Raw genomic sequence first — 15,276 nt, forward strand, 5'->3', positions numbered from 1 at the left:
TGTACTGAATCTATAAAGGCGCGGATTTTATCCGCGCCTTTTTTATTTTCTCATTCATATCGTTAGCGCGCAAAATAAGCCGCGCTAACTGATTATCCGTTATTACATCTGAGCGATCATGGCATCGCCAAATGCTGAACATGAGACTTGTGTCGCACCTTCCATTAAGCGGGCAAAGTCGTAAGTAACGGTTTTACTGGCAATGGCCGCTTGCATGGAGGCAATGATCAGATCAGCTGCTTCCAGCCAGCCCATGTGACGCAACATCATCTCGGCGGATAAAATAATCGAACCGGGATTGACGTAATCTTTGCCGGCGTATTTCGGTGCAGTACCGTGGGTAGCTTCAAACATGGCAACGGAATCTGACAGGTTCGCGCCAGGTGCGATACCTATGCCACCGACTTCTGCGGCCAGCGCGTCGGAAATGTAGTCACCATTCAGGTTTAGTGTGGCAATCACATCGTATTCGTCCGGACGCAACAGGATTTGCTGCAGGAAGGCATCTGCGATGACGTCTTTGATAATGATGCCGTTAGGTAGTTTGCACCATGGCCCACCGTCAATCTCGACAGCGCCGAATTCGCGCTTGGCTAATTCGTAACCCCATTTCTTGAAACCACCTTCGGTGAATTTCATGATGTTGCCTTTGTGCACCAGGGTTACCGAGCTGCGGCCATTGTCGATGGCGTATTGAATTGCGCGACGAATCAGGCGCTCACTACCTTCAATGGAGACTGGCTTGATACCGATGGCAGAAGATTCCGGGAAACGGATCTTGTTTACGCCCATCTCCTGTTGCAAAAAGGCAATGACTTTCTGCACTTCGGGTGAGCCGGCTTCCCATTCAATGCCAGCATAGATGTCTTCAGTGTTTTCGCGGAATATCACCATGTCCACTTTTTCCGGGGCTTTGACCGGGCTAGGCACGCCCTCGAAGTAGCGCACCGGGCGCAGGCATACATACAAGTCCAGCATCTGACGCAGTGCTACGTTAAGCGAGCGCATGCCGCCAGATGTCGGGGTGGTGAGCGGGCCTTTGATGGATATGGCATATTCACGAACCGCTTCAACGGTTTCTTCCGGCAGCCAAGTGTCATTGCCGTATACATTGACTGCTTTTTCACCGGCGAAGACTTCCATCCAGGCTATCTGACGCTGACCTTTGTAGGCCTTGGCAACGGCTGCGTCGACGACTTTGCACATCACCGGGGTGATATCAACACCGGTACCATCACCTTCAATAAATGGGATAATGGGCTGGTTGGGTACATTCAGCGTTGCATCGGCATTTACCGTGATTTTTTCGCCGAATGCCGGCAATTTTATGTGTTGATAAGACATAATTTTTCCTAATCTCAAGTCAAAAAAGTTAATCCAATATGCGGCAAGTTATTTTATTTAATAAACCCTATGGTGTGGTTTGCCAATTTAGCCCAGATGGCAAACATCCTACCTTGAAAGATTACATCCCTATTACTGATGTTTATGCTGCCGGGCGGCTCGATACTGACAGCGAAGGTTTACTTATTCTAACCGATGATGGTCGGTTACAGCATCAACTTGCCCATCCCATGCACAAATTACCCAAAACCTACTGGGTACAGGTGGAAGGCGAAGTGACGGATGCCGCTTTGCGAAATCTGGCGCAAGGCGTTGATCTTGCTGATTTTATAACGCAGCCAGCAAGGGTGGAACGTATGGTCGAGCCAGCGCAACTGTGGTCGCGTACGCCACCGGTGCGATTTCGCCAGCTGATCCCGACCAGTTGGATCGCATTGACTATTACCGAAGGCAAAAATCGGCAAGTACGGCGTATGACTGCGAAGGTCGGGTTCCCTACTTTGCGTCTGATTCGCGCGAAAATCGGCGAGTTTGGGCTTGATCAGCTAGCGCCCGGGCAGTATCGCAGTATTGATGAAAACGAAATTTCAGGAATTTTGCAAAAACCTGTCAACCGGAAATAAGATAGTCGCGTTATTTGCTCTGAGGACAAAGAATTTGTCGTCATGCAAAGCAAACTACCGATTATTTAACTTTAAGGATTTCAAAAATGAACAAACTGTTGTCCGCTATCATCGCTGCTGCTTTTGCTGCTGTTTCTTTCTCTGCTGTTGCTGCTGATGCACCTGCACCAGCTGCTGAAGCTGCTAAAACTGAAATGGCTGCGCCTGTGAAGCATAAAGTTAAAAAACATCACGCCAAGAAAAAGGCGACTGCTAAAAAAGAAGCTGCACCAGCAGAAGCACCAGCTGCTAAGTAATCAGGTTTCGTTATATTAAGAAGGCGGGAGAGTATCCCCGCCTTTTTTTATTGCCCATACTTTGCGTGATGCCGTTCTGACAAGGTAAAATCGGATTTTTGCGTGCACATAATGATCTGGAAACCCCATGTGACCGTTGCTGCTGTGGTTGAGCAGGATGGAAAATTTCTGCTGGTGGAAGAGCAAACCTCAGATGGCATTTTGTTTAACCAACCTGCGGGTCACCTCGATGCTGGTGAATCCATTCTTGCTGCTGTCGTACGCGAGACGCTGGAAGAAACCGCCTACCATTTCATACCGGAAGCGCTGGTCGGTATCTATCAGTGGCATCAGGCTGCGCATGACCGCACGTATTTGCGTTTTGCTTTTACCGGCCAGCTTGTTGGTCATGATGCTGAGCGGGTGCTGGATAAGGGAATTATCCGTGCTGTATGGCAAACTGCGGATGAAGCCCGCGCTTTGCAGTTGCGTCACCGCAGCCCGCTGGTGATGGATTGCATTGATGATTATCTTGGCGGAATGCGTTACCCGCTGGCGATGTTACGGCATTACGGATGAGGTACTGGCTGATATTGCTGTGGTTGTGGCCTGTTGCTGGCTGGGCAGTGTCAGTGGATATTTGTTACAACTATGATTGTGCCGTGCATGCCAAGGTGCAGTTGACTAGTACGCAGATGCGTAATGTGCGTGAACTGTTTATTGATGCCACTACGCCTCAGCAGGAACGGTCCGCAGTCTCACTGGCGATAGCATTGCTGGAAGGGGATGCAGCCGAACAGACGCCAACCGGCAATGATAAGGGTGGTAACGTTGCCGATAACGGCGTTGATGGGCGCATGGACTGTATTGATCATGCGCACAATACCACTGCCTATTTGCGACTGCTGCAACGTTTTGGTTTCCTTGCTTTCCATGATGTGCTGGACCCGGTTGAGCGGGCGCCATTATTGCTTAACGCACATTGGGCGGCACAAATAATGGAATCGGCCAGCAGTCAAAAATTTGTCGTCGACACATGGTTCCGCGATAATGGCGCACCCGCCGTTATTTACCCTTTACAAGATTGGCTCCGTGGCGCCTCACCAAATGATTAATTCGAACACCCATATTGTTGTCGGTATGTCCGGCGGCGTCGACTCCGCTGTAACTGCGCTGCTGCTAAAACAGCAGGGTTACCATGTCACCGGTGTGTTCATGAAAAATTGGGAAGATGACACGGATGAGAACTGTCCGGCGCGGCAGGATTTCCTTGATGTGCTGGATGTGGCCGATGTAATCGGTATCGAAGTGGAATCCGTGAATTTCAGTGCGGAATACAAGGAGCGCGTATTCAGCTATTTCCTGCGCGAATATCAGGCGGGACGTACCCCCAATCCCGATGTGCTATGCAATGCAGAAATCAAATTCAAGGCTTTTCTGGATTATGCGATAAGCCTGGGTGCTGAAAAAATCGCAACTGGGCATTATGCGCGTGTGCATGAGCGCAATGGCAAGTTCGAATTGCTTAAAGCTGTCGATATGAGTAAGGATCAGAGTTACTTCTTGTATCGACTGAATCAGGCGCAGCTCTCCAAGTCCATGTTTCCGTTAGGTGAGTTGCATAAAACCGAAGTGCGTAAGCTCGCGGAGCAGGCGGGCTTGCCCAATGCGGCCAAGAAGGACAGCACCGGCATCTGTTTTATTGGCGAACGGCCGTTCCGTGAATTTCTGCAACGGTATTTACCGATCGAGCCGGGTGACATGCGTACGCCTGAAGGGCGGGTGATGGGCCGGCATCAGGGATTGATGTATCACACTATCGGCCAGCGGCAGGGGTTGGGTATAGGCGGGGCAGGCGAACCGTGGTTTGTTGCGGGTAAGGATCTGGCGCGCAACGAACTTATCGTCGTACAAGGCCATGACCATCCGCTGTTATATAGCGCGCAATTCCATGCCGCTGATTTAAGCTGGGTAGCGGGTACAGCACCTGATACAGATCAGGTGTATGCAGCCAAAACCCGGTACCGCCAGGCCGATGCGCCTTGCCACTTGAGTCAGGTCAGCACTGATGCTGCTACGTTTGTGTTTGATGCGCCGCAGTGGGCGGTGACCCCGGGGCAATCCGTAGTGGTGTATCAGGGCGATGTATGTCTGGGCGGCGGGATTATTCAGGGTAACGAGCGTACTGCTACCCTGCCGTCAGTTAATCCAGGCGAATAAAGACTTCGCGATAATGGTTCATCTCGGCGATAGAGTCGTAGATGTCGGACAGCGCTTCGTGTTTGCTGTTTTTGGTGAAGTTTTTGACTATCTCCGGTTTCCAGCGTTTGGCTAATTCTTTAAGTGTGCTGACATCGAGGTTGCGGTAGTGGAAATAATCTTCCAGTTTCGGCATGTAGCGCGCTAGAAAGCGACGGTCCTGGCAAATCGAATTGCCGCACATTGGCGAGATGCGTGCCGGCACGTGTTCCTTTAGAAACTCCAGCATTTGCTGTTCAACAGTGGCTTCATCCAGCGTCGAGGTTTTGACTTTTTCGATCAGGCCGGATTTGCCGTGCGTGCCTTTATTCCACGAATCCATGCCGTCCAGTACTGCATCACTTTGATGTACGACCAGCACGGGTGCTTCGGCTACCGTGTTGAAATGGGAGTCAGTAATGACGAGCGCGATTTCCAGAATCCGATCACTATCAGGCAGTAAACCAGACATTTCCATGTCTATCCAGATGAGGTTGTTTTGATCTTGAGCCATTTTGCTTCCAACGGTTAAAACCTAGATTGTGTCATAATCTGGGACATGAATACATTTACTTTGATTTTTCTAATTGCATTGACGTTGACTACCGGCTTGCGGGCTTGGTTAGCTACACGTCAGATCCGCCATGTCACCCAAAATCGTGATCAGGTTCCTGCTGCTTTCGTTAATCAGATCAGTCTGGAGCAACATCAGAAAGCCGCCGATTATACTGTGGCGAAAAGCCGGCTATCACTGTTGCAAATCGCACTGGAAGTTGTGGTTGTGCTGGGTTTCACCCTGGCGGGTGGTCTGGATTGGCTGGCGCGATTCTGGGCCGGGCATATCGATCAGGCTCTGGTTGCTAATGTGGCGCTGATAGGCAGTGTAATCGTGCTCAGTGGCTTGATTGAGCTGCCGATGGATATGTACCGGAAATTCGGGCTGGAACAGCGTTTTGGCTTTAACACCATGACCGTGCCGCAGTTTTTACGGGATATGGCGTTGCAGTTCGTGCTCGGCGCGATGTTGGGGCTGCCTTTGCTGTTTGCCGTGCTGTGGATTATCGCAACTGCGGGTAGTTACTGGTGGTTATACGCTTGGTTGGTGTGGGTGGGTTTCAATTTGACGATACTGGCTATTTATCCCAATTTTATTGCGCCATTATTTAACAAATTTGAGCCATTGCCGGACGGCGAGCTAAAACAGCGCATCGGTCAGTTACTGCAGAAATGCGGTTTTGCCGCACAGGGCCTGTTCGTCATGGATGGCTCCAAGCGCAGTCGGCATGGCAATGCTTATTTTACCGGCTTCGGTAAGAGCAAGCGTATAGTGTTATTTGACACGCTGATCAAACATTTGCAATCCAGTGAAATAGAAGCCGTGCTGGCGCATGAACTGGGGCATTTCCATCATCGCCACGTGCTGAAGCGTATGGTCTGGGTGTTTGGTATGAGTCTGGCTTTTCTGTGGGTGCTTAATCTGCTGATGACCAGCCCGTGGTTTTTTGCCGGTTTAAATGTTTCGCAAATGGGAGCGGGCGCCGGGTTCGTCCTGTTTTTCATGGTATTGCCCGTATTTACGCTGCCTTTGCAGCCGTTGTCCAGCGTATACTCGCGCAAACATGAATTCGAAGCCGATGCCTATGCGGCGCAGCATGCTGAGGCGGATGATCTGGTAAGTGCATTGATAAAACTGTATCGTGATAATGCGGCGACACTGACGCCAGACAGCTTGTATTCATTGTTTTATGACTCACATCCAAATGCGCAACAGCGGGTAGCGCGTTTGTCAGCTTCCGTGCATAATTAGTAACGCATTTTTAAAAGGAATGAATATGAAACAGCTACTTATTGCATTAGCGTTGGTGAGTGTTTCCAGCGTGTCCGGGGCAGCTACTTTTGAAAAAGGCGACCCGAAGATTGGCAAGGCGCTGGTGGATAAGTCGTGCCAGAGCTGCCATGCATCCATGTTCGGTGGCGATGCATCCAAAATTTACACGCGCGCTGATCATAAGGTTAAAACACCGCAGCAATTGGTGGCGCGCATCAGCGCATGCAATACCAATACCGGTACCGGCTGGTTCCCTGAAGATGAGGCGCATGTTGCTGCATATTTGAACCAGCAATACTACAAGTTCAAATAAAAACGTACAGGCAAGCGATCCTGCTTGCCTGCTGTCCGGCCAGGCGTAGCCAGCGGTAAGAGCGGCTGGCTACTGGCTCGGGTATGCGTATCACATTGCCAGTGATATCCCTTCCTGGATGATATCGTTTAGCAATTTTTCCACTTCGTTGAAGATGGCTTTCGACGCTTGTGCTTTGGCAGTGGGTGGCTTGCGATAGGCTACGTAAATCGTGTCTGGATGCCCAGGCAGGTTGTACACGGCAATGCTGTATGGGCAAAGCATGATATTGCCGGGGTCAGCTGCCATCATTTTGCGTGAAAGCACAGCGCTGCAAAACTCTATCTGCTCGGCATTCAGATAAATTTGCTCGGTAGCACCCAGATCTTTCCCGGTACGATCAAGCATTTCACTGATATGATTGATATGGTTTATTTTTAAGCCGCGCCCTTCTACAGCGGTGACAAGAGAATCGCGAACGCTGCCGAAGTCGCCTTTTGTGGTGTAAATCTTGCTGAAGCTATTTGAATCTGCTGCGCTTGCTGGCAGGCTCATCGCTAATACAAGTAAAACCAGACTGGTTAGAATCGCTTTCATGCTGCACCTCCATAATGATATTTTTCACGTCTAAAATGATACGTACACGAGTGCATGTAAATTGACTATACAAACGGATACGCAAGTATGGGGCAGGGTATGGATAACGCGCAATGGTAAAAATTTCATTGGTCGCGGGCGGGTAGAACTGTTAAAGCAGATTGGTGAAACGGGTTCCATTTCCAAAGCCGCCAAATCCATGAAGATGAGCTATAAAGCCGCGTGGGATGCAGTGGATGCGATGGGCCATGCCTTTGGTGAAGCTATGGTCACTACCAGTACTGGTGGCAAAGGCGGCGGCGGGGCGCAGCTTACCGCGAAAGCGCATCAGGTGATAGCCGCATTTGCGCAGATGGAATTACAGCATGCGGTAATGCTGCAAACGCTGACGGCTGAGTTTAATGCGGCGTTGCGTCAGGCTTAGACCAGCGTTGCGTTGCTGTTTCATCAGTTTCGCGCGCATCTACCCAGCGCGCACCTTGCGGGGTCAATTCTTTCTTCCAGAACGGTGCTCGCGTTTTCAGATAATCCATAATGAATTCACACGTGGCAAATGCGTCGTGACGATGCATGGAAGCGACAGCGACCAGCACAATCTGGTCACTCGGGTATAAGTCACCAATACGATGGATGATGGTGGCATCGATAACCTGCCAGCGTTGTGTAGCCTCGGCCACAATCTCGCGTAATGCCTTTTCCGTCATGGCCGGGTAATGCTCCAGACTCATCGCCGCTACGCTGCTGCCATCGTTGATGTCGCGTACCAGACCGACAAAGCTTGCGACTGCGCCTATCTGCGGCTGATTTGCGCGTAATTCGGCGACTTCGCTGCTGAGGTCGAAATCTTCAGTTTGCACAGCAATTTTCATTTAACCCCCAGTTACCGGCGGGAATATCGCCACTTCATCGCCTACGGCTATGGGGGCGACCATATCCACCAACTCCTGGTTGACGGCGATACGGAAGGCTTGTCCTGGCGCGAGCAGTTCGGCCCAGATGCCGCCGCGGGCGCGCAGCACATCCAGCAGCATCGCGGTCATTACCGCACCCTCCGGCAATTCAACAGTTTCTTCGCTACAGCCGAATTGTTCACGTAACCTGGCGAAATATAGGACCTTGATCTTCATCACAGTACTTCACTAAAGGGGATAAATTTAACCATATCACCAATGCGGATAGTTTGTCCGATGTCCAGATCAACAAAGCCATTGGCCCAGACGGTGGAATTGAGCACGCCTGAACTCTGGTTAGGATAGAGCTGAACTTCGAGTTCGCCATCGGCAGCAATCCGGGTGCGTCCACGGAGGAATTCGCGACGGTCACCCGATTTCAGCCATTCGCTGGCGGCGCGAACTCGGTAAATGGTGGGGCGCAGTTGGGTGGCACCCATGCGCTTGAGGATGAAGGGGCGGGCGAACAGGCTGAAAGTGGCAAACGCGGATACCGGATTGCCGGGTAAACCGATGAAATCGGCTTCGCCAATGCGACCAAACGCCAGCGGTTTGCCCGGTTTCATTGCCACTTTCCACAAGTCTATCGTGCCTAGCTGACTGACGGCGGCCTTGACATGGTCTTCTTCGCCAACCGATACGCCGCCGCTGGTGATGATGACATCGGCCAACGTGGCTGCGTGCTGCAAGGTGGCAATGGTGTCCTTCAAGGTGTCAGGAATCGCACCCAGATCGATCCATTCGCAGCCCAGTGCTTGTATTAACCCAGTCAGTGTATAGCGATTGGAGTTGTATATTTGTCCTGGCTGCAAGGCAGTGCCGGGTTGTGCCAGTTCGTCACCGGTGGAGAAGCTGGCAACTTTCAGGCGCCGGTACACCGGCAGCGTCGCCAGTCCGATCGAGGCAGCCAGCCCCATGTGTGCGGCACCGAGGCGGGTGCCAAGCGGCAGTATCTCGTCACCGGCCATGATGTCTTCGCCGGCACGGCGGATGTTGGCGCCGGGTTTGACCGGCTGTTGCAGGCGGATGTAGTTGCCGTCAACCGTGCAGTTTTCCTGCATGACCACGGCATCAGCGCCAGGCGGAATTGGTGCGCCAGTAAAGATGCGTGCGGCGCTGGCGATCTGCAGCGGTTCGCCGACATGGCCGGCAGCGATGCGTTGTGAAACCAGCAAGGGCTGGTCAGTATGGCATTCGGCGGCGCGTAGGGCATAGCCATCCATCGCGCTATTATCCAGCGGCGGTACGGTGATGGCAGATACCTGGGTAACAGCAAGCACGCGGCCAAGTGACGCTTCGGTGGCAATGGTTTCGGTTGCGGTTAATGCGCGCGCACGATCCAGAAGTTCGCTTAATAGTTGATCTGCAGTCAGCACAGTTACACTCCTTGAAAATAAAAAAAGCAGCCGAAGCTGCTTTCCTGTCAGTTTAACCACCTGGGTTGAGGCAGGCAGTTAAGCTGTTTAGTTTGCGCGGCGTTTGAACTCGTTGGTGCGGGTATCGATTTCGATCTTGTCGCCAATTTCAACAAAGGCTGCCACCGGGATTTCAAAACCGGTAGAGATCTTTGCAGGCTTCAAAACTTTACCGGAGGTGTCACCACGTACGGCTGGCTCAGTGTAAATCACTTCGCGTACAACGGTGTTAGGCATCTCTACTGAAATTGCTTTGCCATTGTAGAACATTACTTCCAGCGGCATTGCATCTTCCAGGTAATTCAATGCGTCGCCCATGTTGTCAGCTTCGATTTCATACTGATTGTATTCAGCATCCATGAACACGTACATAGGATCAGCAAAATAGGAGTAAGTGCAATCTTTGTAATCGAGTTGTACAGATTGAAATTTCTCATCTGCTTTGTACACAGCCTCAGCCGTTGCACCGGTCAGCAGATTCTTCATCTTCATTTTAACGACGGAAGCATTACGGCCAGACTTGCTGAATTCGGCCTTCTGTACAACCATAGGGTCGTTACCGACCATAAATACGTTACCTGCGCGTAGCTCTTGTGCTGTTTTCATCTGATATTCCTGCGAATGGGTATGGGGTAAATAAATTAGTTCGCCATTTTAACCGATACTGGTAAATTTCACCAAACTCGTTGAAAAATAGGCGAGTTCAAGTGTTGATGTGGGGCCTGCTTTTTACGATTCAACTGGCTAGGTTACGGTACGGATGCGATTTTGATGATAATTTTGCGAATCTCGCCCTTGCTGACTAGTGGTGCGTGCGCGTCTTCCGGGAAAAACAGGCAGAAGCTGCCGGCTGGGGTGGCAATCCAGCTGCCTGGTGCATCACTGAAAAACTGGATATCGTGATCGGCACGATAGTCAGCCACGGGTTCATGGCATTCGCGCACCGGCTTCCAGCCCATTTCATCTATGCCTTGCAGCACTAACTGGATGTCGATGTATTTGCGGTGGCATTCCAGTTGAGCCTCACTCCGGCTTCTGCCTGTTGCCGTTTCGGCAATTGCGAATATGTCTTTACCCTGAATCGGGTGCTGCCCGGGTGTCAGTTTTAGCAGGTCGGTGCTGCGCAAAAAATCAAAAGCGACAGGAAACAGTGGATGCAGGGCAAAGTAGCGTTCGGCGTTGGCGAGTGTATCGAGAATCATGGTCAGATTTGTGTGGGTTTGATGGATAGACTCTAGTATTGGCCAACTGATATTGCAAGTGCTGTGTGTTGATAGCAGGCGCACATGTCTATGAGTACTGGCAGAACAATTTATCTGGTCTATATTGGAAATATATCAATAATACTACTGGAGAATGATCATGAAACGCTTATTTATTGCCACTTTGCTGCTTTGCTTGTTGCCTGCCGCACCTGTGATGGCTGAGCAGTTACAGAGATTCGGTAGTTACGAATTACATTACAATGCGATGCCTACCGCTGATTTGGCTCCAGAGGTCGCTAAAGCTTACAACATCGACCGCAGTAAGAATCGCGTGCTGGTGACTATTTCAGTGCTTAAGTCCAGTCGGCTTGGGGTTGCCGGACAGCCGGTATCAGCTGCGCTGGAGGTGAATGCAGTTAACCTGTCCCAGCAATTGCATCAGGTAACAATGCGTGAGATCAAGGAAGGCGCCGCAGTCTATTACATTGGTGATTTTCGCATAACGCCGCCAGACACGCTGAAATTCACGGTGGTAGCTAAACCAGCCGGTGAAAAACAGGGCAATACTGTTGAATTTTCCCAGCAGTTTTTTTAATGTATTGCCATTTGGTAAGTCATTACGGAACAAGCTAATGATCTATATTATTGATCTTTAACCAGATTAATAGCCAGATCAGCTTGCTGAATCAGTTGCTCTACCCAGGCTTCATGATGATACTTAAGCTGTGGATAGGTGCTCTGCCATGCCTGCCAGTTCAACGTGCCGGAGGGTAACTGGTTCCAGCAATGCCAGAAGCTAGTCAGCTGGACGGCACTGCCGCTGTTCAAGCCTCGTTGGTACAGTGCTAAGAATGCATTCAGCTTGGCGTGATGCGCATTGTCGGCTTGCGGATAGATGTGCCAGATAAACGGTTGCCCGGCCCACAGCGCGCGGACGAAGGAGTCTTCGCCACGTACAAAATTCATGTCGCACGCCCATAGCAACTGATCGTAACTGTCCTGATCGAGAAAGGATAGCCGATGCATGGTCAGATTGCCGCGTTGCCATGGTTTATTTTCCCCGAAAAACGCACTGACTTGTGGCGAGAGGCGGCTATCGGGCAATACGCAGCAGATCGGCGTGGGGTTATCAACCCAGGCTTGCAATAATGCTGGCAGTGCCGGGTTTTCGTAACCGAACAGCGATATTTTGCAGGCTGCGGGGTCGGGGGAAATGCCGAGTTGTGTCCAGAATTCACGTTGTGCCGTGGCTGAGGCTTGAAACGCGCGGCGGCGGTCAATCAGGCCGTGTTCCCGCAGCAGGCCGCCGGTGTCAGGGGTGAAGCCGGGAAAGAAGAAGTGTTTTACCAGCGGCAGGCGCGGATGTGGGGAAGGCAGGCGATGACAGCCGGCCACCCAGTCTTCGGCGCTGAGGTATTCGAGGTTGATCCAGCGTGGTTTGACGGCGCTGGCGGCCATGGCTGCGATGTAATTGTCAGGGATGTCGCAGGCAAAAGCTTCGATAACGACATCAGCGATTTCGACATCAGGAAAGTCGGCTGGCCACAGGCATACCTCCACACCACACAGGGTTTGGCGCAGCGCACCGGAGTCAATGCCCGGGTACAGCGCTGCCAATGGGTGCAGGTCATCCACCCACAGACGCACGTTGATGCCATGCTCAGCTACCAGTTGCCGCGCCAGCCGCCAGGTCACTGCGATGTCGCCATAGTTGTCTATGACGGTGCAGAAAATATCCCAGCGTGGCATGCGCTTACTTGGCGATCAGGCGGTGCAGCTGATCCTGCACCTTGTTCAACGTGGCTTTGAAGTCCGCCATGCGCTGTTTTTCCTGATCCACCACTGCCGCCGGCGCGCGATCGACAAAACTGGCGTTACCCAGCTTGGCTTCACATTTGTCGACTTCACCCTGCAGGCGGCTGATTTCTTTTTGCAGACGCGCTGTTTCGGCTTCGCGGTCGATTTCTACCAGCAGCATGAGCTTGGTGTCGCCGACGATGGCGACTGGCGCATCACCTTCCGGCAGTTCGTTGTGGATCTTCACTTCGCTGAGTTTGGCCAGTGCGGCAATGTACGGGGCGAAGCTGTTGAGCATGTCGGCATCACCCGTCATCGCCAGCGGTACTTTGACAGCCGGGGACAGGCTCATTTCGCCACGCAGACCGCGAGTGGCGTTGATGATGTCCTTGAGCAGAACAATGCGGCTATTGGCGGTGGCGTCGATCTTGGCGGTGTCTGCCAGCGGGTAAGGCTGGGTCATGATGCTGCCGCCGGATTTGCCGGTCAGCGGCGCCACGGTCTGCCACAGTTCTTCAGTGATGAACGGAATGATAGGGTGGGCCAGGCGCAATGCGGTTTCCAGTACGCGCACCAGGGTGCGGCGGGTGGCGCGGGAGGCGGTATCGTCGCCGGCCTGCAGTTGCACTTTGGCCAGTTCCAGATACCAGTCGCAATATTCGTCCCAGACGAATTCATATACGGCGCGTGACGCCATGTCGAAACGGTAGTCGGAGAACGACTGGGCCATGCTCAGTTCGGCCTGTTGCAGGCGGCTGATGATCCAGCGGTCAGCGTCGCTGTAGGTCAGCGGCAGGCTCTCGTCGAGACCGACATCCTTGCCATCGCAGTTCATCATCACGAAGCGGGTAGCGTTCCACAGCTTGTTGCAGAAATTGCGGTAGCCGTCGGCACGCTGCAAATCGAACTTGATATCGCGGCCATGGGTGGCGAGGCTGGCAAAGGTGAAGCGCAGCGCATCGGTACCGAAGGCCGCAAAACCATCCGGGTAATCGGCGCGGGTCTGTTTGGTGATGCTGGCAGCCTGCTTGGGATTCATCATGCCGGTGGTGCGCTTGGCGATGAGGTCTTCCAGCGCGATACCGTCAATCAGATCGAGCGGATCAATCACGTTGCCCTTGGATTTCGACATCTTGTTGCCATGGGCGTCGCGCACCAGTCCGGTAACGTAGACTTCGCGGAACGGTACCTTGCCGGTGAAATGCAGCGACATCATTACCATGCGCGCAACCCAGAAGAAAATGATGTCAAAGCCGGTGACCAGCACCGAACCGGGCAGGAATGCATCCAGTTCGGGTGTTTTGTCCGGCCAGCCCAGTGTGGAGAATGGCCACAGCGCAGAGGAGAACCAGGTGTCGAGCACGTCTTCGTCGCGGGTGATGATTTTGTCGCCGGCTTGCTGTTGTGCTTCGGCTTCGGTGTGGGCGACGTAGATGTTGCCGTCTTCGTCATACCAGGCCGGGATGCGGTGCCCCCACCATAATTGGCGTGAGATGCACCAGTCCTGGATGTTTTCCAGCCACTGGTTATAAGTGGAAGTCCAGTTTTCCGGCACGAACTTGAGCTCGCCGGATTTGACCACTTCCAGTCCCTGTTTGCCCATTTCCGCCATCGCTACAAACCACTGGTCGGTGAGCATGGGTTCGATTACTGCATTGGTACGGTCGCCGCGTGGCACCATGAGTTTGTGCGGTTTGGCATGGGCGAGCTGGTTCTTGTCATGCAGTTCGGCCAGCAGTTTTTCGCGGGCAACATAGCGATCCAGTCCCTGATATTCGGTCGGGCACAGATCATTCATTTTCGCGTCCAGCGTCAATACGCTGATCGGTACCATGTGATGACGGGCACCCACTGCATAGTCGTTAAAATCGTGGGCTGGCGTGATTTTGACCACGCCAGTACCGAATGCCGGATCGACGTAATCGTCGGCAATCACCGGAATGCTGCGCTCGGCGATGGGCAGACGCACATGGCGGCCGATCAGGTGCTTGTAGCGTTCATCTTCCGGATGCACGGCCACAGCGACGTCACCGAACAGGGTTTCCGGGCGGGTAGTGGCGACTTCGACAAAGCCGTCTTCGCCTTCGATGGCGTAGAGGATATGCCACATGAAGCCGTCTTCTTCGGTGGAGACGACTTCCAGATCGGATACGGCAGTGCCCAGTACCGGGTCCCAGTTCACCAGGCGTTTGCCGCGGTAAATCAAGCCTTCGTTATACAGTTTGACGAATACGTCGGAAACAGCAGTGGACAAGCCATCATCCATGGTAAAGCGTTCACGGCTCCAGTCACAAGAGGTGCCAAGGCGGCGCATCTGGCCGGTGATGGTGGAGCCGGACTGCGCTTTCCATTCCCACACTTTGTCGAGGAAAGCGTCGCGGCCGAGGTCGTGACGGGAGATATTCTTGGCATCAAGCTGGCGCTCTACGACGATTTGCGTAGCAATACCGGCATGATCGGTACCTGGCTGCCACAGGGTGTTATCACCCTGCATGCGGTGGTAGCGGATGAGCGCATCCATGATGGTGTGCTGAAAAGCGTGCCCCATGTGCAAGGTGCCGGTGACATTGGGTGGTGGCAGCATGATGCAGTAGGCAGGCTGGTTGGTATCCATGCTCGGCTTAAAATAGCCGGACTGTTCCCATTGTTGGTACCAGCGTTGTTCTATGTCGCGGGGTTCAAAGCTTTTAGCGAGTTCCATGATGCAGGTTC

General features: G+C 52.5%; 19 protein-coding genes. 9 read left to right on the forward strand and 10 right to left on the reverse strand.

Annotated elements, in window-relative coordinates:
* Positions 1 to 102 precede the first annotated feature (102 nt).
* Positions 103 to 1,344, reverse strand: a complete 1,242-nt coding sequence (gene icd, locus EJE49_RS10755; protein WP_124950652.1) for an NADP-dependent isocitrate dehydrogenase — start codon at positions 1,342 to 1,344, stop codon at positions 103 to 105.
* A gap of 38 nt (positions 1,345 to 1,382) precedes the next feature.
* On the opposite strand from icd, the gene EJE49_RS10760 reads away from it, so the two are divergent.
* The 5 genes from EJE49_RS10760 to mnmA all read left to right on the forward strand — a co-directional run bounded on the left by EJE49_RS10760 (position 1,383) and on the right by mnmA (position 4,462).
* Positions 1,383 to 1,967 carry a pseudouridine synthase gene (locus tag EJE49_RS10760; protein ID WP_124950654.1) on the forward strand — a complete coding sequence of 195 codons (585 nt, stop codon included), beginning with the start codon at positions 1,383 to 1,385 and terminating at the stop codon, positions 1,965 to 1,967.
* Positions 1,968 to 2,053: 86 nt separating this feature from the next.
* Positions 2,054 to 2,263: a hypothetical protein gene (locus EJE49_RS10765; protein ID WP_124950656.1), complete on the forward strand. Its 210-nt coding sequence runs from the start codon at positions 2,054 to 2,056 to the stop codon at positions 2,261 to 2,263.
* A 111-nt stretch (positions 2,264 to 2,374) separates the two neighbouring features.
* Positions 2,375 to 2,821: an NUDIX hydrolase gene (locus EJE49_RS10770; protein ID WP_124950658.1), complete on the forward strand. Its 447-nt coding sequence runs from the start codon at positions 2,375 to 2,377 to the stop codon at positions 2,819 to 2,821.
* Positions 2,818 to 3,357: a hypothetical protein gene (locus tag EJE49_RS10775; protein WP_124950660.1), complete on the forward strand. Its 540-nt coding sequence runs from the start codon at positions 2,818 to 2,820 to the stop codon at positions 3,355 to 3,357. Before EJE49_RS10770 ends, EJE49_RS10775 begins: the two co-directional genes overlap by 4 nt.
* Positions 3,350 to 4,462, forward strand: coding sequence for a tRNA 2-thiouridine(34) synthase MnmA (gene mnmA / locus EJE49_RS10780; protein ID WP_124950662.1), 1,113 nt, complete (start codon positions 3,350 to 3,352; stop codon positions 4,460 to 4,462). The genes EJE49_RS10775 and mnmA overlap by 8 nt, the downstream gene beginning before the upstream one ends.
* Here the strand turns inward: mnmA and orn are convergent.
* Complete coding sequence (gene orn / locus EJE49_RS10785) at positions 4,446 to 4,994, reverse strand: oligoribonuclease (protein WP_124950664.1); 549 nt, start codon at positions 4,992 to 4,994, stop codon at positions 4,446 to 4,448. The genes mnmA and orn overlap by 17 nt on opposite strands.
* A 45-nt stretch (positions 4,995 to 5,039) precedes the next feature.
* Here orn and EJE49_RS10790 point away from each other — a divergent pair, with 45 nt between their 5' ends.
* Positions 5,040 to 6,287, forward strand: a complete 1,248-nt coding sequence (locus EJE49_RS10790) for a M48 family metallopeptidase (protein WP_124950666.1) — start codon at positions 5,040 to 5,042, stop codon at positions 6,285 to 6,287.
* A gap of 25 nt (positions 6,288 to 6,312) precedes the next feature.
* Positions 6,313 to 6,621, forward strand: coding sequence for a c-type cytochrome (locus tag EJE49_RS10795; RefSeq protein ID WP_124950668.1), 309 nt, complete (start codon positions 6,313 to 6,315; stop codon positions 6,619 to 6,621).
* Between the two features lie 90 nt (positions 6,622 to 6,711).
* Here the strand turns inward: EJE49_RS10795 and EJE49_RS10800 are convergent, their stop codons facing one another.
* The gene (locus tag EJE49_RS10800; RefSeq protein ID WP_124950670.1) at positions 6,712 to 7,197 is read right to left on the reverse strand and encodes a DUF302 domain-containing protein; all 486 of its coding nucleotides are present in this window, start codon (positions 7,195 to 7,197) and stop codon (positions 6,712 to 6,714) included.
* A 61-nt stretch (positions 7,198 to 7,258) separates the two neighbouring features.
* Between EJE49_RS10800 and EJE49_RS10805 the strand changes: the two genes are divergently transcribed.
* Positions 7,259 to 7,621 (forward strand): winged helix-turn-helix domain-containing protein, encoded by a 363-nt coding sequence (locus EJE49_RS10805; RefSeq protein WP_223246922.1) that lies wholly within the window; start codon positions 7,259 to 7,261, stop codon positions 7,619 to 7,621.
* Here the strand turns inward: EJE49_RS10805 and moaE are convergent.
* The 5 genes from moaE to EJE49_RS10830 form a co-directional block, all read right to left on the reverse strand.
* Positions 7,596 to 8,066, reverse strand: a complete 471-nt coding sequence (gene moaE / locus EJE49_RS10810; protein WP_124950672.1) for a molybdopterin synthase catalytic subunit MoaE — start codon at positions 8,064 to 8,066, stop codon at positions 7,596 to 7,598. The two genes, EJE49_RS10805 and moaE, sit on opposite strands and share 26 nt — an antisense overlap.
* Complete coding sequence (moaD, locus tag EJE49_RS10815) at positions 8,067 to 8,324, reverse strand: molybdopterin converting factor subunit 1 (protein ID WP_124950674.1); 258 nt, start codon at positions 8,322 to 8,324, stop codon at positions 8,067 to 8,069.
* Positions 8,324 to 9,523, reverse strand: coding sequence for a molybdopterin molybdotransferase MoeA (locus EJE49_RS10820; protein ID WP_124950676.1), 1,200 nt, complete (start codon positions 9,521 to 9,523; stop codon positions 8,324 to 8,326). Before EJE49_RS10820 ends, moaD begins: the two co-directional genes overlap by 1 nt.
* An 87-nt stretch (positions 9,524 to 9,610) precedes the next feature.
* Positions 9,611 to 10,168, reverse strand: a complete 558-nt coding sequence (gene efp / locus EJE49_RS10825; protein ID WP_124950678.1) for an elongation factor P — start codon at positions 10,166 to 10,168, stop codon at positions 9,611 to 9,613.
* A 143-nt stretch (positions 10,169 to 10,311) separates the two neighbouring features.
* Complete coding sequence (locus EJE49_RS10830) at positions 10,312 to 10,764, reverse strand: NanQ anomerase/TabA/YiaL family protein (RefSeq protein WP_124950680.1); 453 nt, start codon at positions 10,762 to 10,764, stop codon at positions 10,312 to 10,314.
* Positions 10,765 to 10,924: 160 nt separating this feature from the next.
* Between EJE49_RS10830 and EJE49_RS10835 the strand changes: the two genes are divergently transcribed.
* Positions 10,925 to 11,362, forward strand: a complete 438-nt coding sequence (locus tag EJE49_RS10835; protein ID WP_124950682.1) for a DUF4426 domain-containing protein — start codon at positions 10,925 to 10,927, stop codon at positions 11,360 to 11,362.
* Positions 11,363 to 11,409: 47 nt separating this feature from the next.
* Here EJE49_RS10835 and earP read toward each other — a convergent pair whose 3' ends face one another.
* Both earP and EJE49_RS10845 read right to left on the reverse strand, forming a co-directional pair.
* Entirely contained in the window at positions 11,410 to 12,516 is a 1,107-nt protein-coding gene (earP, locus tag EJE49_RS10840; protein ID WP_124950684.1) for an elongation factor P maturation arginine rhamnosyltransferase EarP, read from the reverse strand.
* A 4-nt stretch (positions 12,517 to 12,520) separates the two neighbouring features.
* A complete protein-coding gene (locus EJE49_RS10845) occupies positions 12,521 to 15,265 on the reverse strand; it encodes a valine--tRNA ligase (RefSeq protein WP_124950686.1) in 2,745 nt (914 codons plus the stop codon).
* Between the last annotated feature and the right edge of the window lie 11 nt (positions 15,266 to 15,276).

This window comes from Sulfuriferula thiophila (assembly GCF_003864975.1).
In the GTDB taxonomy this organism is placed as follows: Bacteria; Pseudomonadota; Gammaproteobacteria; order Burkholderiales; family Sulfuriferulaceae; genus Sulfuriferula; species Sulfuriferula thiophila.

Bases quoted from the DNA above. Each gene is read 5' to 3' on its own strand.
- icd (WP_124950652.1), bottom strand. From the start codon at position 1,344: ATGTCTTATCAACACATAAAATTGCCGGCATTCGGCGAAAAAATCACG.
- EJE49_RS10760 (WP_124950654.1), top strand. From the start codon at position 1,383: ATGCGGCAAGTTATTTTATTTAATAAACCCTATGGTGTGGTTTGCCAA.
- EJE49_RS10765 (WP_124950656.1), top strand. From the start codon at position 2,054: ATGAACAAACTGTTGTCCGCTATCATCGCTGCTGCTTTTGCTGCTGTT.
- EJE49_RS10770 (WP_124950658.1), top strand. From the start codon at position 2,375: ATGATCTGGAAACCCCATGTGACCGTTGCTGCTGTGGTTGAGCAGGAT.
- EJE49_RS10775 (WP_124950660.1), top strand. From the start codon at position 2,818: ATGAGGTACTGGCTGATATTGCTGTGGTTGTGGCCTGTTGCTGGCTGG.
- mnmA (WP_124950662.1), top strand. From the start codon at position 3,350: ATGATTAATTCGAACACCCATATTGTTGTCGGTATGTCCGGCGGCGTC.
- orn (WP_124950664.1), bottom strand. From the start codon at position 4,994: ATGGCTCAAGATCAAAACAACCTCATCTGGATAGACATGGAAATGTCT.
- EJE49_RS10790 (WP_124950666.1), top strand. From the start codon at position 5,040: ATGAATACATTTACTTTGATTTTTCTAATTGCATTGACGTTGACTACC.
- EJE49_RS10795 (WP_124950668.1), top strand. From the start codon at position 6,313: ATGAAACAGCTACTTATTGCATTAGCGTTGGTGAGTGTTTCCAGCGTG.
- EJE49_RS10800 (WP_124950670.1), bottom strand. From the start codon at position 7,197: ATGAAAGCGATTCTAACCAGTCTGGTTTTACTTGTATTAGCGATGAGC.
- moaE (WP_124950672.1), bottom strand. From the start codon at position 8,066: ATGAAAATTGCTGTGCAAACTGAAGATTTCGACCTCAGCAGCGAAGTC.
- moaD (WP_124950674.1), bottom strand. From the start codon at position 8,324: ATGAAGATCAAGGTCCTATATTTCGCCAGGTTACGTGAACAATTCGGC.
- efp (WP_124950678.1), bottom strand. From the start codon at position 10,168: ATGAAAACAGCACAAGAGCTACGCGCAGGTAACGTATTTATGGTCGGT.
- EJE49_RS10830 (WP_124950680.1), bottom strand. From the start codon at position 10,764: ATGATTCTCGATACACTCGCCAACGCCGAACGCTACTTTGCCCTGCAT.
- EJE49_RS10835 (WP_124950682.1), top strand. From the start codon at position 10,925: ATGAAACGCTTATTTATTGCCACTTTGCTGCTTTGCTTGTTGCCTGCC.
- earP (WP_124950684.1), bottom strand. From the start codon at position 12,516: ATGCCACGCTGGGATATTTTCTGCACCGTCATAGACAACTATGGCGAC.
- EJE49_RS10845 (WP_124950686.1), bottom strand. From the start codon at position 15,265: ATGGAACTCGCTAAAAGCTTTGAACCCCGCGACATAGAACAACGCTGG.